At 63.9% G+C, this 22718-nt stretch carries 17 protein-coding genes and 1 tRNA gene; 14 read left to right on the top strand and 4 right to left on the bottom strand.

Features of this window, described 5'->3' with window-relative positions; genetic code table 11:
* A complete protein-coding gene (locus AC07YR_RS06670; RefSeq protein ID WP_494733486.1) occupies positions 1-1683 on the bottom strand; it encodes a PspC domain-containing protein in 1683 nt (560 codons plus the stop codon).
* Between the two features lie 124 nt (positions 1684-1807).
* Here AC07YR_RS06670 and AC07YR_RS06665 point away from each other — a divergent pair, with 124 nt between their 5' ends.
* Both AC07YR_RS06665 and AC07YR_RS06660 read left to right on the top strand, forming a co-directional pair.
* On the top strand, positions 1808-3298 hold the full coding sequence (locus tag AC07YR_RS06665) for an ATP-binding protein (RefSeq protein WP_494733485.1): 1491 nt from the start codon (positions 1808-1810) through the stop codon (positions 3296-3298).
* The gene (locus AC07YR_RS06660) at positions 3295-3981 is read left to right on the top strand and encodes a response regulator transcription factor (RefSeq protein ID WP_326949470.1); all 687 of its coding nucleotides are present in this window, start codon (positions 3295-3297) and stop codon (positions 3979-3981) included. Before AC07YR_RS06665 ends, AC07YR_RS06660 begins: the two co-directional genes overlap by 4 nt.
* A 145-nt stretch (positions 3982-4126) precedes the next feature.
* On the opposite strand, the gene AC07YR_RS06655 is transcribed toward AC07YR_RS06660, so the two are convergent.
* Positions 4127-5344 (bottom strand): pyridoxal phosphate-dependent aminotransferase, encoded by a 1218-nt coding sequence (locus AC07YR_RS06655; RefSeq protein WP_055797173.1) that lies wholly within the window; start codon positions 5342-5344, stop codon positions 4127-4129.
* A 275-nt stretch (positions 5345-5619) separates the two neighbouring features.
* On the opposite strand from AC07YR_RS06655, the gene AC07YR_RS06650 reads away from it, so the two are divergent.
* The 9 genes from AC07YR_RS06650 to rplL all read left to right on the top strand — a co-directional run bounded on the left by AC07YR_RS06650 (position 5620) and on the right by rplL (position 12299).
* Positions 5620-5692: transfer RNA gene (locus AC07YR_RS06650), tRNA-Trp, on the top strand.
* An 80-nt stretch (positions 5693-5772) separates the two neighbouring features.
* Positions 5773-6057, top strand: coding sequence for a preprotein translocase subunit SecE (secE, locus tag AC07YR_RS06645; protein ID WP_028269597.1), 285 nt, complete (start codon positions 5773-5775; stop codon positions 6055-6057).
* Between the two features lie 115 nt (positions 6058-6172).
* Positions 6173-7021 (top strand): transcription termination/antitermination protein NusG, encoded by an 849-nt coding sequence (nusG, locus tag AC07YR_RS06640; RefSeq protein WP_436058251.1) that lies wholly within the window; start codon positions 6173-6175, stop codon positions 7019-7021.
* A 131-nt stretch (positions 7022-7152) separates the two neighbouring features.
* Positions 7153-7584: a 50S ribosomal protein L11 gene (rplK, locus tag AC07YR_RS06635; RefSeq protein ID WP_003803853.1), complete on the top strand. Its 432-nt coding sequence runs from the start codon at positions 7153-7155 to the stop codon at positions 7582-7584.
* Positions 7585-7781: 197 nt separating this feature from the next.
* A complete protein-coding gene (gene rplA, locus AC07YR_RS06630; RefSeq protein ID WP_011692825.1) occupies positions 7782-8489 on the top strand; it encodes a 50S ribosomal protein L1 in 708 nt (235 codons plus the stop codon).
* Positions 8490-8611: 122 nt separating this feature from the next.
* Positions 8612-9703, top strand: a complete 1092-nt coding sequence (locus AC07YR_RS06625; RefSeq protein ID WP_494733484.1) for a GNAT family N-acetyltransferase — start codon at positions 8612-8614, stop codon at positions 9701-9703.
* A gap of 140 nt (positions 9704-9843) precedes the next feature.
* Entirely contained in the window at positions 9844-10956 is a 1113-nt protein-coding gene (locus AC07YR_RS06620) for a GNAT family N-acetyltransferase (RefSeq protein WP_055797162.1), read from the top strand.
* A gap of 299 nt (positions 10957-11255) precedes the next feature.
* Positions 11256-11846, top strand: a complete 591-nt coding sequence (gene rplJ / locus AC07YR_RS06615; RefSeq protein WP_028269591.1) for a 50S ribosomal protein L10 — start codon at positions 11256-11258, stop codon at positions 11844-11846.
* A 78-nt stretch (positions 11847-11924) separates the two neighbouring features.
* Positions 11925-12299, top strand: coding sequence for a 50S ribosomal protein L7/L12 (gene rplL, locus AC07YR_RS06610; protein WP_028269590.1), 375 nt, complete (start codon positions 11925-11927; stop codon positions 12297-12299).
* A 188-nt stretch (positions 12300-12487) separates the two neighbouring features.
* Here the strand turns inward: rplL and AC07YR_RS06605 are convergent, their stop codons facing one another.
* A complete protein-coding gene (locus AC07YR_RS06605; RefSeq protein WP_494733483.1) occupies positions 12488-12994 on the bottom strand; it encodes an aminoacyl-tRNA deacylase in 507 nt (168 codons plus the stop codon).
* 2 nt (positions 12995-12996) lie between these two features.
* Positions 12997-14196, bottom strand: a complete 1200-nt coding sequence (locus AC07YR_RS06600) for an acetyl-CoA C-acetyltransferase (RefSeq protein WP_494733482.1) — start codon at positions 14194-14196, stop codon at positions 12997-12999.
* Between the two features lie 205 nt (positions 14197-14401).
* Between AC07YR_RS06600 and AC07YR_RS06595 the strand changes: the two genes are divergently transcribed.
* The 3 genes from AC07YR_RS06595 (at position 14402) to AC07YR_RS06585 (ending at position 22674) form a co-directional block, all read left to right on the top strand.
* A complete protein-coding gene (locus AC07YR_RS06595) occupies positions 14402-14863 on the top strand; it encodes a hypothetical protein (RefSeq protein WP_494733481.1) in 462 nt (153 codons plus the stop codon).
* A gap of 302 nt (positions 14864-15165) precedes the next feature.
* Positions 15166-18681: a DNA-directed RNA polymerase subunit beta gene (gene rpoB, locus AC07YR_RS06590; RefSeq protein WP_028269585.1), complete on the top strand. Its 3516-nt coding sequence runs from the start codon at positions 15166-15168 to the stop codon at positions 18679-18681.
* Between the two features lie 93 nt (positions 18682-18774).
* A complete protein-coding gene (locus AC07YR_RS06585; protein ID WP_011692815.1) occupies positions 18775-22674 on the top strand; it encodes a DNA-directed RNA polymerase subunit beta' in 3900 nt (1299 codons plus the stop codon).
* Positions 22675-22718 lie beyond the last annotated feature (44 nt).

Raw genomic sequence — 22718 nt, 5'->3', positions numbered from 1 at the left:
TCAGTTTCCTTCCTGGATGGTGATGTTGCTCATGGTGCCGTCGATCTTGAGGATGAGCGCGGCCCCGGGCTTGTCGGTGTTGTAGTTGCTTTGCTGCGACGTCATGCCGCCGTGGTTCTGCGAACCCTCGTTGAGGTTGCCCAGGGTCATGTCCGCCCGGATCTCCACGGGAACCGTGTCCGGAATGACGACGGTCAGGTTGCTGGCCGTGACGTCCATGGGAATCACGACGTCGGTGCCCAGCGGCGGCGTGAGGTTCAGCCGCGTCAGGTCAGCGGTTCCGCTGCCTCCCGTGATGTTGAACCCTTCCCGTGCCTGTTCGATGCTGGCCGGGTTCCAGTTGGCGTCCTGGAAGCGGAAACGGTCGCCGTTGGGCACCACATTGAAGATGCCGCCGATGATGAGCGCCACCACCGCAAAGAACCCGAGGATTCCGGAGGTCCTGCCCCTGAGGCCGGCGATCAGGATGCCAAGGCCCAGGACGGCAGCGCCGCTGGCCCACACCACTGCGTTCGTGGCGTCACCCAGATTTATGACGTTGAGGGCTTCAAGTGCCTTGATTCCGCCGCCCACCAGCAGGGCCATGCCTGCCGTCACCGCGACGGCGGGGGCGCCGGGGCCAACGTTGGGAGCCTTGGGAGCGGGCGTGGACGGTCCGCCGTAGCCTCCGCCGTAAGGCGGGGTGGGGCCGTAACCGCCCGAGCCGGGAGCGCCGCCGTCGTACGGGCCGCTGGTGTACGGAGCGCCGGAGTAGGAGCCGCCGGAGTATGGCGCGCCCGTGTAGGAGCCGGGCTCATAGGAGGCGCCGGATGCCGGGGACGAGGTTCCAGCCGGCGACGTCGCAGCGAAGGTTCCGCCGGCAGCGGAGCCCGCATCTGTGCTGGTGTTCATGAGGGGTGCTCCGTTCGGGGCTTTGTTGCGCTGCGAGAGGTAGTAGATGAGGTAGACGGCGCCTGCTATCCAGAAGACGGTCCAGAAGAAGCCGCCGAACCCGTTCCGCTCCCAGCCCCAGAAGCCGCTGCCAAGGCTGGGAAAGCCGATCACCGTGGTGATGAGGGCTCCGGTCATGCCGGTGGTCCAGCGTCCGGCGCCGGCCTCCTGCGCATGGATGCGGCCGTCGGGCTCCGGCAACAGTGCCCAGGCGATGCCGTAAAGCAGCACGCCGATGCCGGCGAAAATCGACAGGACGATGAAGACGCCGCGCACGATCAGCGGGTCGACGCCCAGCCGGTGCGCGATGCCGCTGGCGACGCCGCCGATCCAGCGGTCCTGTCCGCGCTGAATGCCGTGGCTCCGGACCCAGTTGAAGAAGTTCTGGGGCTGGGACTGCGGGTAGGCGTACCGGGTATCCGCCGAGCGTGTGCCGGGGGTCGGGCCGCCGGGGTACTCAGCGCCGGGGAGCTGTGCGTTCGGATAGAGCGGCGGCGGGCCGCCGGGGAATTCAGCTCCGGGCGTTGAGCCGGAATCAGAGCCGAAGCCTGTGCCGGATGCGTGCCCGGCTGAGGCAGGGACTGAGCCGGAGCCTGTGCCGGATGCGTGCCCGGCTGAGGCAGGGACTGAGCCGGCGCCGTCGTCGGAAGTGCCTTCCGTTGAGGCGGTGGAGCCGGAACCGGAACCGGACCCGGACTCGGGACGGCCGGACGGCAGCGGATCTTCATCGGGGTATGCATTGTGCGAGTTCATACTTCGATCCTGCCGTCCGCGGCCGCCGCGCTCTATTGGGGAACACCCTGAGCCGCCCCTGAGTGACCCCCGGTTCCTTGCGGAATCAGGCGTGCCCAACCCTGATCCATGCTTGGATTGACACATGACAACCGCCATGACCCGCCCCCCGCTGGTCCGCAGCAGCGACCGCGTGATCGCAGGCGTCTGCGCGGGCCTGGCCGCCCACCTGGGCTGGCCGGTGCGGATGGTCCGGATCGGCATGGTGGTGGCCGCGCTCGCAGGCGGAGCAGGGCTGGCCTTCTACGCGTGGCTGTGGATCATGGTTCCTACTGCGGACGAGAACGCCAAGCGGAACGCGCGCCGGCCGGCCTCGCCCATTGCCCCGGCCGTCAGCGCCCCGGGGCCGCTGCCGGTACCGCCGGACTTCATTTCCGGGACAGTACCCGCCGCGGCCACCTTCCCTGGCGCAGCCGCCTACATCGACGCTCCGGTACCGGGCGCGCCGCCCGGCGTTGCGGGCGGGTTGATTCCAGCGGCCACCGGCGCCACCACGGGTGTCCCGGGCGCCCCGATTTCCGGCGGTACCGACAGCGGCCCCGACGGCGGGACCTCCGGCGGACCTGGTGCGGGCGCCCCGTGGTTCCGCGTCCGGAGCATGCCGTACGGCAAGGAAATATTGCTGGGTGCCGGGCTCCTGCTGGCAGGCGGAATCCTGACCGCACGCATGCTGGGCGTCGACGTTCCGCTGGGGACGCTGATCCCGGCCGCAGCGATCCTTGGCGGGGCGGCGATCGCCTGGATGCAGCTGGATGAAACCCGCCGGGCCGGCCTCCTCGACAAGACCAAAGCGGACCAGGCCGGTGGCTGGGCCAGGCTCGCCGCCGGTCTCGCCTTGGTGGTGGCCGGTGTGCTGGTGATGGTGTCCGGCTCCGGCTCCTGGGAGCAGACCTGGCTGGCGCTCCTTGCCTCCGTGGCCGTACTTGGCGGCGTGGCCCTGGTGTTGCTCCCGTGGGGACTGAAATTCTGGCGGGACCTGGAAGCGGAGCGCTCCGGCCGCGTCCGGGCCACGGAGCGTGCGGAGATTGCCGCCCACCTGCACGATTCCGTGCTGCAGACGCTCGCGCTGATCCAGCGCCGGGCAGGCAACGAGAACGACGTCGTTCGCCTGGCACGCGCCCAGGAGCGGGAGCTGCGGGGCTGGCTCTACCGCGACCCCGACAAGGATGCAGGGCAGCTCTCCGAGCGCATTAAGGCAGCTGCGGCGGAAGTTGAGGACTCCCTGGGTCATGCCGTGGACGTGGTCAGTGTGGGAGACACCGCCATGACCGCCCGGCACGAAGCCCTCGTGCAGGCCAGCCGGGAGGCCATGGTGAATGCCTCCCGCCACGGCGGCGGCGCGGTATCGGTCTATCTCGAGGTGGCCGACGGCGGCGCGGAAGTTTATGTGAAGGACCGCGGACCCGGTTTTGACCCGCAGTCGGTTCCGGCCGACCGCATGGGGGTCAGGGAATCGATCGTCGGACGGATGAACCGCCACGGCGGGACCGCCGTCATCAGCAGCAGCGCGGACGGCACGGAAGTGCGGCTCAGGCTTCCTTCCGACGCCGCGGACAACGGAGAGGGAAAGTCGTGAGCAACATCGACACAGCAGGCGCGCATGCAGGAGGTGTTCCAGCTATCCGCGTGGTCATCGTGGACGACCACGCCATTTTTCGGTCCGGGCTCAAAGCGGACCTGGACACCCGGGTCACCGTGGTGGGGGAGGCCGGAACAGTCGAGCAGGCCATCGCCGTGATCGCGCAGGCCAGGCCCGAAGTGGTGTTGCTGGATGTCCACCTGCCGGGTGGGCTGGGCGGCGGCGGGCGCGAAGTGATTGCCGGATCGGCAGCACTGCTCGGCAGCACCCGGTTCCTGGCCCTGAGTGTCTCGGACGCCGCGGAAGATGTCGTTTCGGTCATCAGGGCCGGAGCCCGGGGCTATGTGACCAAAAGCATCTCCGGCACGGAAATCACCGACGCCGTCCTCCGTGTCGCCGGCGGGGACGCCGTCTTTTCGCCACGGCTGGCGGGGTTCGTGCTCGACGCGTTCGGCACGGCCCCGGCGGATATCGCAGACGACGAACTCGACCGCCTCTCCGCCCGTGAGCTGGAGGTCATGCGGCTCATCGCGCGGGGCTACAGCTACAAGGAAGTGGCCAAGGAGCTCTTCATCTCCATCAAGACAGTGGAGACCCACGTCTCCGCCGTGCTGCGGAAACTGCAGTTGTCCAGCCGCCACGAACTGACCAAGTGGGCGGCTGAACGCCGCCTCCTCTAACCCACCCCGGACGCTCTCTCACTTCCTGCCGCTTAACTACAGACGCTCTCTCACTTCCTGCCGCTTAACTACAGACGCTCTCTCACTTTCCTGAAAAAAGTGAGAGAGCGTCTGTGGTTTTCCTGCGAAAAGTGAGAGAGGGTGCCTACTTGGCCTTGCCGAGGAAGCTCTGGAGCCGCGCCACACCGGTGGCCAGGTCGTCGTCACCAAGGGCGTAGGAGAGGCGCAGGAAGCCCGAGGGGCCGAAAGCCTCGCCCGGTACGACCGCAACCTCAACCTCGTCCAGGATGAGCGCAGCGAGCTCGGCGGAAGTCTGCGGGCGGGCGGTCCCGTTCGCCGTCTCGAATTCCTTGCCCAGCAGGCCGCGGACGTCCGCGTAGACGTAGAAGGCGCCCTTCGGCGTCGGGCATTCCACCCCGTCAATGGCGTTCAGGCCGGCGACAATCGCCTTCCGGCGGCGGTCGAAGGCCACCTTCATCTCGTCCACCGCGGTGAGCGGGCCGGACACGGCCGCAAGGGCAGCAACCTGCGGGATGTTGGACACGTTTGAGGTGGCGTGCGACTGCAGGTTGGTGGCCGCCTTGATGACGTCCGCCGGGCCGATCATCCAGCCCACGCGCCAGCCGGTCATGGCGTAGGTCTTGGCTACCCCGTTGAGGATGACCACCTTGTCGCCGAGTTCCGGAACGGCCGTGGCAATGGACGTGAAGGGAACGCCGTCGTAGGTGAGGTGTTCGTAGATTTCGTCGGTGACCACCCACAGCCCCTTGGAGGCTGCCCACAATCCGATTTCGCGGACCTGCTCAGGCGGGTACACCGAACCGGTGGGGTTGGACGGCGAGACGAACAGCAGGATCTTGGTGCGCTCGGTCAGGGCGGCTTCGAGCTGCTCCACGGTGACGAGGTAGTCCTGTTCCGGGCCCGCGAAGACCTCCACGGGCACGCCGCCGGCCAGCCGGATGGCTTCCGGGTACGTGGTCCAGAACGGCGTGGGAACAATGACCTCATCGCCCGGATCGACCAGCGTGGCGAAGGTGTTGTACACGGCCTGCTTGCCGCCGTTGGTGACCAGGACCTGTGACGCCTCGGCCTTATAGCCGGAATCCCGCAGCGTCTTGTCCGCAATGGCCTGCTTGAGCTCCGGGAGTCCGCCGGCGGGGGAGTAACGGTGATACTTGGGCTGGCTGGCGGCCTCAATGGCGGCCTGAACGATGTAACCGGGTGTCGGGAAGTCGGGTTCCCCGGCACCGAAGCCGATGACCGGCCGGCCGGCTGCCTTGAGTGCCTTGGCCTTGGCATCAACGGCCAGGGTGGCGGATTCGGCGATAGCGGAAATGCGTTGGGAAACGCGGGCGGCAGGCATGGCGGGGTCCATTCTTCGCTTGCAGCTCGATGGCTGGATGTGGGATTCGACGAGATCTACTCTATGCTGTTCAGCGGATCGTTCAGCGTGACGGCCAGGAATGTGACCGTGTCCCGGTCGGCAGGCCCTGGCAGCCGCGAAGAGGGTCCGAAATGAGGCTGGTTCGACGTAAGCGCAGTTGTTGCGTAGACTAGTTCTCCGGTGTTGAAAACACGATGATGGCCTGCGCCCCGTGAAGTTTGCGGGAAGTATGGTGTGATTGGTTTTCGATCCATAGGGTAGTGGCGCAATTGGTAGCGCAGCGGTCTCCAAAACCGCAGGTTGCAGGTTCGAGTCCTGTCTGCCCTGCGCAAGCGGTTCCGGCGGTTAGCCGGAGCCAGCGCAGCAACCATGGTTCAGTTCAGAGCCGGGTATCCGACTTTGCGAGGATGAGTGAGGACCAGGTGACCGAAACGGCTGCAAGCAGCTCCAAGGGCCGCCCCGCCAAGAATGCCGCCAAGGCCGGCTTCTTCGCTCGCATCGCACTCTTCGTCCGCCAGGTCATCGGCGAACTGAAGAAGGTCGTAGCACCCACCCGCAAGGAACTGATCAATTACACGCTCGTGGTGCTGGTGTTCGTGATCATCATGATGCTCATTGTTACCGTCCTGGACTTGGCTTTCGGGACCGGAGTGAGCTGGGTCTTCGGCGGCACAGGCCCCGCGGACCGCTAAGGCGATCCGTCCGCAGACTGCGTGGAATGCTCCGGGAATCCGGAAGCATTCACGGGGTGTGCGGAATTGAGCCATTTAAATAGGCATGTTAGGCAATGAGGAAGCAGGAGACCAAGTGTCTGAGCAGGAGCTCGAGGTAACTGAGACTGAGCTGGATGGGTCCACGGACAGCACAACAGACGCCGCGGCGGTAGCCGGGGAAGAGTCAGAGGTTGAGTCTGCTGCGCCCGATTCCACCGACGATTCCTCTGAGGCCGACGCTGACGCTGATGCTGACGACGCCGAAGCAGACGAAGACTCTGACGAAGCCGGCTCCGAGGACGATGAGGCCGACGCCCTGGCCGCCGCGGCCGCCAAGGCTGAGGTTGATCCCGCCGAGGAATTCAAGGCCAAGCTGCGCCGCCAGGAAGGCGACTGGTACGTCATCCACTCCTACGCGGGTTACGAAAACCGCGTCAAGGCCAACCTTGAGACCCGCATCCAGACCCTGGACATGGAAGATTACATCTTCGAAATCCAGGTCCCGATGGAAGAAGTCGTTGAGATCAAGAACGCTCAGCGCAAGGTCATCAACCGCGTCCGCATCCCGGGCTACGTGCTGGTCCGCATGGACCTGACTGACGCCTCCTGGGGCGCCGTCCGGCACACCCCCGGCGTCACCGGCTTCGTGGGCAACGCCCACAACCCGGTCCCGCTGCGGCTCGATGAGGTCTTCTCCATGCTCGCCCCCGTCTTCGAAGAAGAGCAGGCCGAGAAGGGCAAGCCGATCAAGCACGCCGCCACTCCCGTGGACGTCGACTTCGAAGTCGGCGAGTCCGTCATCGTCAAGGAAGGTCCCTTCGAGACCCTCCCCGCCACGATCTCCGAGATCAAGATCGATTCGCAGACCCTCGTGGTGCTGGTCTCCATCTTCGAACGCGAGACCCCGGTCACCCTGGCGTTCAACCAGGTCACCAAGATCTAGCAACACCCCACCAGAATTCGCTCAGGGCTGCCCGCTTAGCAGCCATGAGCGGCCGGTCGCCTCGCCATGGCGGCCACCAACCTGAGGCACGCTCCTGTGTCCCAGGACGAAATTGAGAGAAGGACCCTACATTGGCTCCCAAGAAGAAGGTCACCGGCCTCATCAAGCTGCAGATCCAGGCAGGTGCCGCTAACCCGGCCCCGCCGATCGGTCCTGCGCTTGGCCAGCACGGTGTCAACATCATGGAATTCTGCAAGGCGTACAACGCTGCGACGGAAGCCCAGCGCGGCAACGTTATTCCTGTTGAAATCACGGTCTACGAAGACCGCTCGTTCACGTTCATCACCAAGACCCCGCCGGCTGCAGAGCTCATCAAAAAGGCTGCAGGCGTCGCCAAGGGTTCAGCTACCCCGCACACCGTCAAGGTTGCCAAGCTGACCCAGGCCCAGGTCAACGAGATCGCTTCCACCAAGATGGAAGACCTCAACGCCACCAGCCTCGAAGGCGCAGCGAAGATCATCGCCGGCACCGCCCGCTCCATGGGTATCACCGTCGAGGGTTAGTTCCCCACCGCTGATGCGGCGTCGGCATTCGGACACGTAAGAAACCGATGACGACGGCGGACAGCACCGCCGGGCAACCGGCACCACCTAAACATTGAAATGTTGGACATCCGGTCCGGACAATCCATCCGGGATTCCAACTGTGGCAGGGCCCAGCGCGGTCCGCAGACCACAACTGCACAAGGAGAATAAGCAGCATGGCAAAGCGCAGCAAAGCATATGAGGCAGCCGCCGCCAAGATCGACGCGGAGAAGTTCTACGCGCCGTTCGAGGCAGTGACGCTCGCCAAGGACACCAACCCGTCCAAGTTCGACGCCACCGTAGAGGTCGCTTTCCGCCTGGGCGTAGACCCTCGCAAGGCTGACCAGATGGTCCGCGGCACGGTCAACCTGCCCCACGGCACCGGTAAGGTTGCCCGCGTCCTCGTCTTCGCAACGGGCGACAAGGCAGAGGCAGCAATCGCTGCCGGCGCCGACTTCGTTGGTTCCGATGACCTGATCGAAAAGATCGCAGCCGGCTGGACCGACTTCGACGCCGCCGTTGCCACCCCTGACCTCATGGGCAAGGTTGGCCGCCTCGGTAAGGTCCTGGGTCCGCGTAACCTGATGCCGAACCCGAAGACCGGCACCGTGACCCCCGACGTCACCAAGGCTGTCAACGACATCAAGGGCGGCAAGATCGACTTCCGCGTCGACAAGCACTCCAACCTGCACTTCATCATCGGCAAGGTTTCCTTCGACGCCATCAAGCTGGCTGAGAACTACGCAGCAGCACTGGAAGAGGTCCTTCGACTGAAGCCGTCCGCTTCCAAGGGCCGCTACATCCAGAAGGCCACCGTGGCTACCACGTTCGGCCCGGGCATCTCCGTTGACCCCAACGTCACCAAGGTCCTGACCGAGGTCTAATCCTCAGCAGTTCCGCATGAAAGACCGTCCCGCAGTTGCGGGGCGGTCTTTCTGCGTCTCCATCTCTTTTCGCTCGGCGGAACCTCCATTGGCTGAGAGCCCGCCCCGGTTAGGCTGTCCCCGTGAATGCAGCGCCGTACGTCATCGAACCGCTTGCCCTGCCCGACGCAATCGATTCGCCGAATGCTGGCGTATTCCTGGAGTTCGGAGCGCTGAGCGATGCACTGGTGCTTGAAACCTGGGGTTGTGCGGACCGACTGGCGCCGCTGGCAACGAGGCTCCAATACTGGCGGGACAGCCCCTCCGCGCAGGTGAGGCTCTTCTTTGTGCGGCTGCACGGGCGGCTGGTAGCGCGGTCCTGGATCCGCTTCGGCGTCCAGGAGAACGTCCAGACCGCACTCCTGCATGTGACTGTACTGAAGGAGTTTTCAGGCCGAGGCATCGGCCGGGCGTTGCTGGGGCACGCCGAGCAGTTGGCCGCATCGCGCGGATGCACCACCCTTCAGACGTTCACGGAGCACCCGGCCGATTTCGACGCCGACGGACCCGGGCTGCTCCAACCGGCAACGCGGACGGGCGGCGTGCCCGCAGACGCGAACGGGGTGCGTTTCGCCCTGCGGGCCGGCTACCGGCTGGAACAGGTGGAACGCTTCAGCGCCCTGTCCCTCCCAGTGGGCGAGGGGACGCTTGCTGCACTGGAAAGCGAGGCGGCGGAAAAGGCGGCACAGCAGTACGAGTTGCTGCATTGGACGGACCATTGCCCCGAGGAATATGCGGAACAACTCGCCGTCCTGATGTCCCGCATGAGCACGGATACGCCAGTGGGCGCCCTCAACTACGACGAGGAAACCTGGGACGTGACCCGGGTCCGCCACGTGGAGACCACGTGGAAGAAGGCCGGCCTGAGCTCCTTGGTGGCAAGTGCCCGGCATCGGGGAACGGGAGAGCTGGCCGCTTACACCGTCCTCCAAGTGTCGGACGGGAAGCCGTGGCTGGCCAACCAGGACGATACCCTTGTGGCCGGCCAACACCGCGGGCACCGCCTGGGAATGCTGGTCAAGATCCTCAACATCCGGCGGCTGCTCGCTGGCTATCCCCAGGTGGAGCGAATTGTCACGTTCAACGCCGCCGAAAACGATCACATGCTGTCCATCAATGTAGCGCTCGGCTTCCGGCCCGCGGGGTACGACGGCGAATGGCAGAAGACGCTGTGACCGGCCTGCCGATCACCGCCGTCGCCGACGGCATGGAACGCCAGCGAAAACCGGCATATGCTGGCGATTAATATTTCGCTTGGATTCAAGCCCGCCGGCTTTGAAGGTGAGTGGCAGAAACGACTGGAATGACGCCCTCTATGGTTAAAGACGTACGGATCGAACAACTCTGGATTCCCGATTCCCTCGACGGGCCCGACAGCGACGATTTCCTGGCCGCCGTCGAAGTGAGCCGGAAGGTGCGGATGCAGACATGGGGGAGTGACGATCTGGCCTACACCCCGCTGGAAAAGCTCCTGGAACTTGCCGACCCGTACGAACGCCAGATCATCCTCGTTGCCAGGGTGGACGGCGAAATTGTGGGCACGGCAGACATCGCCCTGCCTCTGGCCGATAACCTGGACCTCGCGGAATTCACGCTGGACATCCTGCCCGAGTTCCAGCGCCAGGGAGTGGGCCGCCAGTTGCTTGAAGCGGCAGAGCAGTTTGCCCGAGCCGAAGGCCGGACGTCGATCCTGATCGACACCAACCATCCCGGCGTCTCGTTGAACAGCGCGGTCGATGACCAGTTGGTCCCGGGCTCCGGCCTAGGCTTCGTTCCGATGGGAAGCCGGGAAGTGGAGTTTGCCCGCAAGACCGGCTACACCCTGCAGCACATCGAGCAGTTCAGCTCGTGCCTGCTGCCGCTGGACACCAAGCTGGTCGCGGAGCTGGCGGACGAAGCGGAGCAGGCCAATGCCGGCCGCTACCGGCTGCATCACTGGACGGACCGGTGCCCGGACCAGTGGCTGGAGGGGGTGGCGGCCCTCGAAAACCAGGCAGGCGAGGACACTGAACCGTCGTCAAGGACCGAAGAGCAGATGGTGTTCGACGGCGCCATGATCAGGAAAGCGGAAGAGGCCACCATTGCGCAGGGTCGGCGCACGGTGGTCACCGCCGTCGAACATATCGCCACCGGGATGCTGGTGGGGCTGACCACCATCAGCGTTCTTTCCCAGCGGCAGGACGTCGTGTTCCAGGACGACACGGTGGTGATGCAGGAACACCGGGGCAACAAGCTGGGCCTGCTGATCAAGGTGGCCAACATGGAACGGCTCACCGAGCAGTTCCCCGATGCCAGGGTCATCTACACCTGGAACGCTCCGGAGAACCGATACCTGCTCAAGGTCAACCAGCAGCTGGGGTTCACCACGGCAGGAGTCACGGGGATCTGGCAGAAGGACCTACCGGACCTCGGGCCCAGCAGCAGCTGAGCTGCCCGATTTGGAGTACGGGCAGCCTTGCCCGTAAGCTTGAACTACCAAAGACCGTCGGTTGTTGGAAATCCACTCTCCTGAGCATCGCTCAATTCTGCAGTTGTGTGCGGGAGAGCCAGTGGGTTTCCGGACGAAGGACCCTGAACATAGGGCGGCCGGCGCAGGTGAACGAAGCAAGGCTCCGCGGTTTGAACTGTGTTGAGCCAAGCCCCGTGCATCTGCGCGGGGCGTTTTTTAGTTTTAGCTCACCTTGAGCGGGGACCCGGAATACCGGCACTATCCCCGGAAGGAGGGTTATGGCAACGCCTGCAAAGGTTTCAGCAGTAGCTGAGATCACAAACGATTTCAAGGAATCGAACGCCGCTGTCCTGACCGAATACCGTGGGCTCACTGTTGCACAGCTCAAGCAGCTGCGTGTTTCTCTCGGCCAGGACACCAAGTTCTCGGTCGTCAAGAACACCCTGACCGCCATTGCAGCCAAGGAAGCTGGTGTCGAAGCATTCGACGGCCAGCTCGCCGGCCCCACTGCAATCGCGTTCATCAAGGGTGACGCAGTTGCGGCTGCCAAGAGCCTGACGGATTTTGCCAAGACCAACAAGCAGCTGGTTATCAAGACCGGTTACTTCGAGGGCAAGGCACTGAACGCCAGCGAAGTTGCTGCCCTGGCAGCACTCGAGTCCCGCGAGCTGCAGCTCGCCAAGGTTGCAGGCATCCTCAAGGCTCCTGCTGCCGCTGCTGCACGCATCATCGACGCCCTGCGCCTCAAGCTTGAAGAAGAGAACGGTGCACCGGCAGCTGCCGAAGCGCCCGCCGCTGAAGAAGCACCGGCCGCAGAAGCAGCAGAGACCGAAGCTCCGGCCGAAGCCGCAGCCACCGAAGAGAACTAACTCTCTTTTAGACCAGACTCCGGTGCGAGGACAACGGCCCAGGCCGCCGAGCACCACCTATAGGAAGGACGCCACACCATGGCGAAGCTCACCAACGAAGAGCTCATTGAAGCTTTCAAGGAACTGACCATCATCGAGCTCTCCGAGTTCGTCAAGCTCTTCGAAGAGACCTTCGAAGTTACCGCTGCTGCTGTTGCCGTTGCTGGCCCCGCTGCCGGTGCTGCTGAAGAAGCTGAAGAGAAGACTGAATTCGACGTCGTTCTCGAATCTGCTGGCGACAAGAAGATCGCAGTGATCAAGGAAGTTCGCGCAATCACTTCCCTGGGCCTCAAGGAAGCTAAGGACGTTGTTGACAGCGCTCCGAAGGCCGTCCTCGAAGGCGTCACCAAGGAAGCTGCCGAGAAGGCCAAGGAGCAGCTCGAAGCTGCCGGCGCCACCGTTACCCTCAAGTAACTCACGCTCCTTCACGGAAACCCCGTCCACTCCGGTGGGCGGGGTTTTCTGCGTCCGGGGCCGCACTAACAGCCCGCACCAACGGCCCGCACCAACAACCGGTGAAGTTCAGAGCGACTGGCGGCTGGTGGTCAACGGCTAATCGTTGACGGTCAGTCCCTCAGTGGTGCGAATCCTCAGCCGCACACCTAGGCAGGGTCGCTGATGTCCGCGACCACGGCGCCCAGCGCCGTGGTCAGGGCGTCGGCATCCACGAAGGCGCTGTAGCCGTGCTGCCCGGCCCCCATGGAAATCCTCCGCCCCGCGATTGTCGCGTCCGCGTAGACGGGCCACGCCCTGGTGCTCCCCAGCGGGGTGATGGTGCCGCGTTCATAGCCGGTGGCTTCCAGCGCGATGTCCGCCGGCGGGAGCGAGAGCTTGTTGACTCCCACCAGCCCCCTCAGTTTGGGCCAGGAGATCTGCCGGTCGCCGGGTACCAGGGCAAACAGGAAACTGCCGTCCTTGTGCTTGACCACCAGGGACTTCACAATGTCCGCCGGCGTAATACCCAGGATGCCAGCGGCCTCCTCAAGGCTCTTCGCTGCGAGCCGCTCCACTATTTCGACGTCGAGCCCGCGCGCAGCGGCGTCGCGCAGGAAGCGCTCCCTGCCGATGCCGCTGTCAGCGTTGCCCGCCGCGTCCGCGGATGAGGCCACGTTCAGTCCCGGTACAGCAGGAGGGCTTCGCCCTGCCCGCCGCCGCCGCACAGGGATACGGCGGCCTTTCCCGTGCCGCGGCGTTTCAGTTCATGGGCGGCATGCCCGGCCAAGCGCGCACCGGACGCTCCAATCGGGTGGCCCAGGGCGATGGCGCCGCCGTGGATGTTGCACTTCTCCAGCGGGTACTTGAGGTCCTTGAGGGACTGGACTGCCACCGAACCGAAGGCTTCGTTGATCTCAATGAAGTCGAGGTCCTCGGTGGTCCACCCCGCCCGGTCGAGGGCATTCCTGATCGCATTGGAAGGCTGCGAATGCAGCGAGTTGTCCGGCCCCGCGACCTGGCCCGGCTTGCCGACAACCGCCAGGTAGTCCAGGCCGTGCTCTTCCGCGAATTTCCGCGTGGTCAGCACCAGTGCCGAAGCCCCGTCGGAGAGGGGAGAAGAGTTGCCGGCCGTGATGGTGCCGTCGCTGACGAAGGCCGCGCGCAGACCGGCCAGCGACTCGACCGTCGTGTTGGGGCGCACGCCTTCGTCTTCTGAGACGACAACGGGATCGCCCTTGCGCTGCTTGACGCTGATGGGAGCGATCTCGTCGTCGAAGACGCCGTTCTTGGCCGCCAGCGCGGCACGCTGGTGCGACTGGGCCGCCACGTTGTCCTGGGACGCCCGGTCGATGCCGAGGACCAGGTTCTTGCTTTCGGTGGACAGTCCCATGGACTGTCCGTCGAAGGCATCCGTCAGGCCGTCATGCGCTGCCACGTCCAGTGCCTGGACGGTCCCGTAGGTCCAGCCCTGCCGGGAACCCGGCAGGATGTGCGGGGCCCGGGTCATTGATTCCTGCCCGCCGGCGACGACGACGGCGGCATCACCGCTGCGGATCATGCGGGCGGCGTCGATGACGGCCGTCAGGCCGGAAAGGCACACCTTGTTAATGGTGACAGTGGGGACATTCCAGCCGATGCCGGCGCCGATGGCGCTCTGCCGTGCCGGGTTCTGGCCGGCTCCTGCCTGCAGCACCTGGCCCATGATGACCGCATCCACCTTGTCGGCGCCGACGCCGCTCGCGGCGAGGGCCGCCTTGATGGCATGCGCCCCGAGTTCCACCGCCGTGAAGCTGGCCAACTGGCCGTTGAGGCGGCCCTGCGGCGTACGTGCCGCAGCGAGGATGACAACATCGTTGTTGTCTGGGGAGTTGCTCATGGTTATCTCTTCCGATCTGTGACGATGTAGGCCAAGGCTATCGTGAGCCGGATCACCTATCCATTAAACGCCTTCGGTGCGGGGTCCATTCCACCCCTCATGGGGACTGCTGCCCATCCGGCCGACGTGCGGTACAGGAAACGGCTGCGTAGGGTGGACGGCGACGACAAACGCACAACGGCACCAAAACACAGGGAGCAGTATCTTGAAAAAAATCCTCGCGATGGCAGCCGTGGCAAGCTTTGCAGGACTCACCGCTTGCAGCGTCTCCACCCCTGCGCCGGAAAGCACGACGTCGTCCGGTGCCACGGCTTCTCCCGCACCTTCACAGGTATCGCCGTCGCACTCTTCCGAAGCATCCGATCCCGGAGTTCTCGGCGTGAAAGAGGCCTGTGAGAAGTTCAACTCCCTTTACGTGCAGTACCGGGCGGCCGGGAGGGATTCCAATGCCCAGGAGGACGTCTACCTGGCGGCGGCCGACGCCAAGGACAGAGTGTCCGGCAACCTCAAGGGACTGTTTACGTCGATGGCTGTCCTTGCTCTGGACCAGGCCTCCGAGATCGAAACCGGCGACCCGGTTAGCCAGGCCGCAAAGGACGCCATCCGGGATGCCGTGTTTGCCAACGCCGGCGCCTGCACCGCCGAGGGCGTGACCCTCACGCTGTAGACCCCAACTAGGTGCCTCCGGCAACGGTGCTTGCAATAACCGGGGAAGTGGGGTAGACACGCGCGCCGCTTTGCCGTATCGTAGATATTTGCGTCTTCCCTGTTTACCTTCAGCCTTCATATAGCGGTGGGCTTTGCCTAGCAGCTGTTCCATCGACGTGCCGTCCGAGACGTGCACCAACATGAACAGCCTGGGTCCCGGGTCATATAGCGGAACCGGACTGGTAGCGCTGCGGAGTCATTCTGCAGGGCTTGCAACGGGGGAGATCTGAAAACGCCTGAAGGTCTGTGGAAGGATCCCTCTTGGTCGCCTCGAGCACCTCTAATGTAAACAACGCTACCGCTATCAATGCCGACAGCACCGATGGTGCCACTCGCCGGCTCTCATTCGCAAAGATTCACGAACCTCTTGACGTTCCGAATCTGCTTGCCCTGCAAACGGACAGCTTCGACTGGCTGGTCGGAAACGAACGCTGGCAGGCACGCGTTGCGAAGGCCGTCGAAGAAGGCGACCTCAGCGTCGCCACTAGCTCCGGTCTGTCTGACATCTTTGAAGAGATCTCCCCGATCGAGGATTTCCAGGGCACCATGTCCCTGAGCTTCTCCGACCCGGAGTTCGCTGATCCCAAATACACCATGGCCGAGTGCAAGGACCGGGACGCTACGTACTCGGCTCCGCTGTACGTTAAAGCCGAATTCATGAACAACAACACGGGCGAAATCAAGCAGCAGACCGTGTTCATGGGTGACTTCCCGCTGATGACCGAGAAGGGCACCTTCGTCGTCAACGGCACCGAGCGTGTCGTTGTCTCCCAGCTGGTCCGTTCCCCGGGCGCCTACTTCGAGCGCACCGCTGACAAGACCAGCGACAAGGACATCTTCACCGCGAAGATCATCCCGTCCCGCGGTGCCTGGTTTGAGCTCGAGATCGACAAGCGCGACCAGGTCGGCGTTCGCCTTGACCGCAAGCGCAAGCAGTCCGTCACGGTGCTGCTGAAGGCCCTCGGCTGGACCGAAGGCCAGATCCTCGAAGAGTTCGGCCAGTACGACTCCATGCGCGCAACGCTGGAGAAGGACGCCACGGAAACTCGCGAAGACGCCTTGCTGGACATCTACCGGAAGCTGCGACCGGGCGAGCCGCCCACCGTCGAGGCTGCCCAGTCCCTGCTGGACAACCTGTACTTCAACTCCAAGCGCTACGATCTGGCCAAGGTCGGCCGTTACAAGATCAACCGCAAGCTTGGCATCGACCGCTCCCTTGGCGACAAGGAAGCTTCGGTCCTGCACGTTGAAGACATCGTTGCGATGATCAAGTTCCTGGTTGCACTGCACGCCGGCGAGAAGACCCTCACGGGCAAGCGCGACGGCCAGGACCACGAGCTGCGCGTCGAGATCGATGACATCGACCACTTCGGCAACCGCCGCATCCGCGCCGTCGGCGAGCTCATCGAGAACCAGGTCCGCACCGGCCTGTCCCGTATGGAGCGCGTCGTCCGCGAGCGTATGACCACGCAGGACGTCGAGGCCATCACGCCGCAGACACTGATCAACATCCGCCCCGTTGTGGCAGCCATCAAGGAGTTCTTCGGAACTTCCCAGCTGTCCCAGTTCATGGACCAGAACAACCCGCTGTCGGGTCTGACCCACAAGCGCCGTCTGTCCGCGCTTGGCCCGGGTGGTCTGTCCCGTGACCGTGCAGGCATGGAAGTCCGAGACGTTCACCCGTCCCACTACGGACGTATGTGCCCCATCGAAACCCCTGAAGGCCCGAACATTGGTCTGATCGGTTCGCTGGCTTCCTACGGCCGCATCAACCCGTTCGGCTTCATCGAGACGCCTTACCGCCTCGTGTCCGAAGGTGTCGTTTCCGATGAGGTCCAGTACCTGACGGCCGACGACGAAGCGGAAGTCCTGATCGCACAGGCCAACGCTCCGCTGGACGAGAACAAGAAGTTCGCCGAAGAGACCGTCCTGGTCCGTGCCCGTGGTGGTGGAGGCGAGCCCGTGCTCGTTCCCGCCGCCGAGGTCGAGTTCATGGACGTTTCCCCGCGCCAGATGGTGTCCGTGGCTACGGCGCTGATCCCGTTCCTCGAGCATGACGATGCTAACCGCGCACTCATGGGTGCCAACATGCAGCGCCAGGCTGTGCCGCTGGTCCGTTCCGAGGCGCCGTTCGTCGGTACCGGCATGGAGCGCGCCGCTGCTGTCGACGCCGGTGACGTTGTCATCGCGAAGAAGGCCGGTGTGGTCACCGAGGTGTCCGCTGAACTCGTCATCATGCTCAACGACGACGGCACGGAAACCAACTACCGCATCAACAAGTTCGCCCGTTCCAACCAGGGCAACTGCTACAACCACCGTGTCCTGGTGAGCGAAGGCCAGCGCCTGGAGGTCGGCGGCATCATCGCTGACGGCCCGGCAACGGACCAGGGTGAACTCGCCCTCGGTAAGAACCTGCTCGTGGCATTCATGTCATGGGAAGGCCACAACTTCGAGGACGCCATCATCCTCTCGCAGCGCATCGTTGCCGAGGACGTCCTTTCCTCCATCCACATCGAGGAGCACGAGATCGATGCCCGCGACACCAAGCTTGGTGCCGAGGAAATCACCCGTGACATCCCCAACGTGTCCGAGGAAGTCCTTGCGGGCCTGGACGAGCGCGGCATCATCCACATTGGTGCCGAGGTTGAAGCCGGCGACATCCTGGTCGGAAAGGTCACCCCGAAGGGTGAAACCGAACTGACCCCGGAAGAGCGCCTGCTGCGCGCCATCTTCGGCGAGAAGTCCCGCGAAGTCCGCGACACGTCCCTGAAGGTTCCGCACGGCGAGTCCGGCACCGTCATCGGCGTCCGCGTCTTCGACCGCGACAACGACGACGAACTGCCCCCGGGCGTCAACCAGCTGGTCCGCGTCTACGTGGCCGCCAAGCGCAAGATCACCGACGGCGACAAGCTCGCCGGCCGTCACGGCAACAAGGGTGTTATTTCCAAGATCCTTCCGATCGAGGACATGCCCTTCCTTGCCGACGGCACCCCCGTTGATATCGTCCTGAACCCGCTGGGTGTTCCGGGCCGTATGAACGTCGGCCAGGTGCTCGAAACGCACCTCGGCTGGGTTGCCAAGACCGGTTGGAAGATCGAAGGCGAGCCCGAGTGGGTCAAGCAGCTGCCGAACCTGCCGCGCGAGAGTGGTTCAACCACTGTTGCAACGCCGGTGTTCGACGGTGCGCGTGAAGAAGAAATCACGGGCCTGCTCGACTCCACCAACGTGACCCGCGACGGCGACCGCCTGATCAACTCCTCGGGCAAGACCCGCCTGTTTGACGGCCGCTCCGGCGAGCCGTTCCCGGATCCGATCTCGGTCGGCTACATGTACATCCTGAAGCTCCACCACCTGGTGGACGACAAGATCCACGCGCGCTCCACCGGCCCGTACTCCATGATCACGCAGCAGCCGCTGGGTGGTAAGGCACAGTTCGGTGGCCAGCGCTTCGGTGAAATGGAAGTGTGGGCGCTCGAAGCTTACGGCGCCGCGTACACTCTCCAGGAACTCCTCACGATCAAGTCGGATGATATCCACGGTCGTGTGAAGGTCTACGAAGCCATCGTCAAGGGCGAGAACATCCCCGAGCCGGGCGTTCCTGAGTCCTTCAAGGTCTTGATCAAGGAAATGCAGTCGCTGTGCCTGAACGTGGAAGTGCTTTCCACGGACGGAACCACAATTGAAATGCGTGACTCTGATGACGCAGTCTTCACGGCTGCGGAAGAACTGGGCATCGATCTGTCTCGTGCAGAGCCCAGTTCCGTAGAAGAGGTCTAGCAGTACGACGGCGGGTGACTGCCCGCCGTCGTACTCCCTCTTCCCGTAACCCAAGACTTCAGAATTTAGAGAACAAGAGAGAACAGGGACCATATGTCCAGCGAATCCTCCTTCGGCCTCATGCAGATCGGCCTCGCCACCGCGGAAGACATCCGTGGCTGGTCTTACGGCGAGGTTAAGAAGCCGGAAACCATCAACTACCGCACGCTCAAGCCCGAGAAGGACGGCCTCTTCTGCGAGAAGATCTTCGGCCCGTCCCGCGACTGGGAATGCTACTGCGGCAAGTACAAGCGCGTGCGCTTCAAGGGCATCATCTGCGAGCGGTGTGGCGTTGAAGTCACCCGCGCCAAGGTCCGCCGTGAGCGCATGGGCCACATCGAGCTGGCCGCACCGGTCACGCACATCTGGTACTTCAAGGGTGTTCCGTCCCGCCTGGGCTACCTCCTTGACCTTGCACCGAAGGACCTCGAAAAGGTCATCTACTTCGCTGCCTACATGATCACGAGCGTCGACACCGACAGCCGCCACGAAGAACTGCCCAACCTCCAGGTTGAGCACGACATCGAGAAGAAGCAGCTGGTCGACAACCGCGACTCGGACATCGCCACGATCGCCCGCGACCTCGAGAACGAGCTTGCCCGTCTCGAAGGCGAAGGCGCCAAGGCTGCCGACAAGAAGAAGGCCCGCGACTCCGCGGACCGTCAGATGGCCAACGTGCGTAAGCGTGCCGACGCCGACATCGAGCGCCTTGAGCAGGTCTGGGACCGTTTCAAGAACCTGAAGGTCGCAGACCTCGAAGGCGATGAAGGCCTCTACCGCGAACTGCGTGACCGCTACGGCATGTACTTCGAAGGCTCCATGGGTGCCGAAGCCATCAAGAAGCGTCTTGAGAACTTCGACATGCAGGCCGAGTCGGACCTCCTGCGCGACATCATTGCCAACGGCAAGGGCCAGCGCAAGACCCGAGCCCTGAAGCGCCTGAAGGTGGTCAACGCGTTCCTGACCACCAACAACAGCCCGCTCGGCATGGTGCTGGACGCCGTCCCGGTGATCCCGCCGGAACTGCGCCCGATGGTCCAGCTGGACGGTGGCCGCTTCGCGACCTCCGACCTCAACGACCTCTACCGTCGTGTGATCAACCGCAACAACCGACTCAAGCGCCTGCTTGACCTCGGTGCTCCGGAGATCATCGTCAACAACGAGAAGCGCATGCTTCAGGAAGCTGTTGACAGCCTCTTCGACAACGGCCGTCGTGGCCGTCCGGTAACGGGTCCGGGCAACCGTCCGCTGAAGTCCCTGAGCGACATGCTCAAGGGCAAGCAGGGTCGTTTCCGCCAGAACCTGCTCGGCAAGCGCGTTGACTACTCCGGCCGTTCGGTCATCGTTGTCGGCCCGCAGCTGAAGCTGCACCAGTGTGGTCTGCCCAAGCAGATGGCCCTGGAGCTCTTCAAGCCGTTCGTGATGAAGCGCCTGGTTGACCTCAACCACGCCCAGAACATCAAGTCGGCAAAGCGCATGGTCGAGCGTTACCGTCCGCAGGTTTGGGACGTGCTGGAAGAGATCATCACCGAACACCCGGTGCTGCTCAACCGTGCACCTACCCTGCACCGCCTCGGCATCCAGGCCTTCGAACCGCAGCTTGTGGAAGGCAAGGCAATCCAGCTTCACCCGCTGGTTTGTGGCGCCTTCAACGCTGACTTCGACGGCGACCAGATGGCAGTCCACCTGCCGCTGAGCCCCGAAGCCCAGGCTGAAGCCCGCATCCTGATGCTGTCCTCCAACAACATCCTGAAGCCGTCTGACGGCCGCCCGGTGACCCTTCCTTCGCAGGATATGATCATCGGCCTCTACCACCTGACCACCAAGCGTGTCGGTTCAGCTGGCGAAGGCCGCATCTTCTCCTCGGTTTCGGAAGCCATCATGGCGTTCGACCTGCACGAGCTGCACCTGAACTCCCAGGTCAAGATCCGGCTTGAGGGCTTTGTTCCTTACGCCGGCTGGGAAGCTCCGGAAGGCTGGGAGCCGGGTCAGACCGCGCTCGTCCAGACCTCCCTGGGCCAGGTCATCTTCAACCAGACCCTCCCCGAGGACTACCCGTGGGTTGAGGCTGTTGCCGACAAGGGCGAACTGTCCCGTATCGTCAACGACCTCGCCGAGCGTTACCCGAAGGTTGTTACCGCGGCAACGCTGGACAACCTGAAGGATGCCGGTTTCTACTGGGCCACCCGCTCAGGCGTTACCGTCGCCATCTCCGACATCGAGGTTCCGGCCGAGAAGCCGGTTATCCTCGCCGGTTACGAAGAGCGCGCTGCCAAGATCCAGGGACAGTACGACAAGGGCCTGATCGACGACGACGAGCGTCGCCAGGAACTGATCGAGATCTGGAACAAGGCAACCAACGAAATCGCACAGGTCATGCGTGACAACCTGTCGCCGATGAACACCATCAACCGCATGGTTTCCTCCGGTGCACGTGGTAACTGGATGCAGGTCCGTCAGATCGCGGGTATCCGTGGCCTGGTGGCCAACCCTAAGGGTGAGATCATCCCGCGTCCGATCAAGTCCTCCTATCGCGAGGGCTTGTCGGTGCTGGAATACTTCATCGCCACGCACGGTGCCCGTAAGGGTCTGGCTGACACCGCGCTGCGTACCGCCAACTCGGGTTACCTGACCCGTCGTCTGGTGGACGTCTCGCAGGACGTCATCGTCCGTGAAGAGGACTGCGGCACCGAACGCGGCCTCGTCACCCCGATTGCCGTGGCTGATGCCAACGGTGAGCTGGTGCTGGACGAGAACGTTGAGAACAGCGCGTACGCCCGTACCCTGGCCGTGGATGTCGTTGACTCCAAGGGCAAGGTCCTGGCTGCCGGCGGCACCGACTGCGGCGACGTCGTCATTGCTGAACTGTTTGCAGCCGGTATCACCGAGGTCAAGGTCCGCTCCGTACTCACCTGTGAGTCCAGCGTCGGCACCTGCGCCCTGTGCTACGGCCGTTCGCTGGCCACCGGCAAGACCGTGGACATCGGTGAGGCAGTGGGCATCATCGCCGCACAGTCCATCGGTGAGCCCGGTACCCAGCTGACCATGCGTACGTTCCACACCGGTGGTGCTGTTTCCGCCAGCGGCGGCGACGACATCACCCAGGGTCTGCCCCGTATCCAGGAGCTTTTCGAAGCACGTACTCCGAAGGGTGTCGCACCGATTGCAGAAGCAGCCGGCCGCATCGCCATCGAAGAGTCCGAGCGCCAGATGCGCCTGGTCATCACTCCGGACGACGGCAGTGAAGAGATCGCTTACCCGGTCCTTCGCCGCTCACGCCTCCTGATTGAAGACGGCCAGCACGTCGCGGTGGGCCAGAAGCTCATCAACGGTCCGGTCGACCCCAAGCAGGTTCTGCGCATCATGGGCCCCCGTGCTGCACAGAAGTTCCTGGTGGACGAGGTCCAGGGCGTGTACCGCAGCCAGGGCATCGGCATCCACGACAAGCACGTCGAGGTTATCGTCCGCCAGATGCTGCGCCGCGTCACGGTCATCGAATCGGGTGAATCCGACCTGCTCCCCGGTGAGCTGGCGGAGCGCAGCCGCTTCGAAGACGCCAACCGCCGCGTGGTGTCCGAGGGCAAGACTCCGGCTTCCGGACGTCCTGAGCTCATGGGTATCACCAAGGCATCCCTGGCCACCGAGTCCTGGCTGTCGGCAGCTTCCTTCCAGGAGACCACGCGCGTCCTGACGCAGGCGGCCATGGAAGGCAAGAGCGACCCGCTGCTCGGCCTCAAGGAAAACGTCATCATCGGTAAGCTCATCCCCGCCGGCACGGGTCTCCCGCGCTACACGGAGGTCACGGTGGAGCCGACTGAAGAAGCAAAGGCAAACCTGTTCACAGGTCCCAGCGCATTCAGCGACTTCTCCTATGACACCCTGGGCGGCGACGGAGCTCCCGAGTTCCACGCCATCCCGCTGGATGACTACGATCTCGGCAGCGACTTCCGCTAGCCGGCAGTCATAGCCTGATCAAGGGATGGTCCCGCACCGCAAGG

This window comes from Arthrobacter sp. GW460-12-1-14-TSB2 (genome assembly GCF_059423525.1).
Note: the sequence above shows the minus strand (reverse complement) of the source record. Positions and strands in the feature narration are given on the sequence as shown.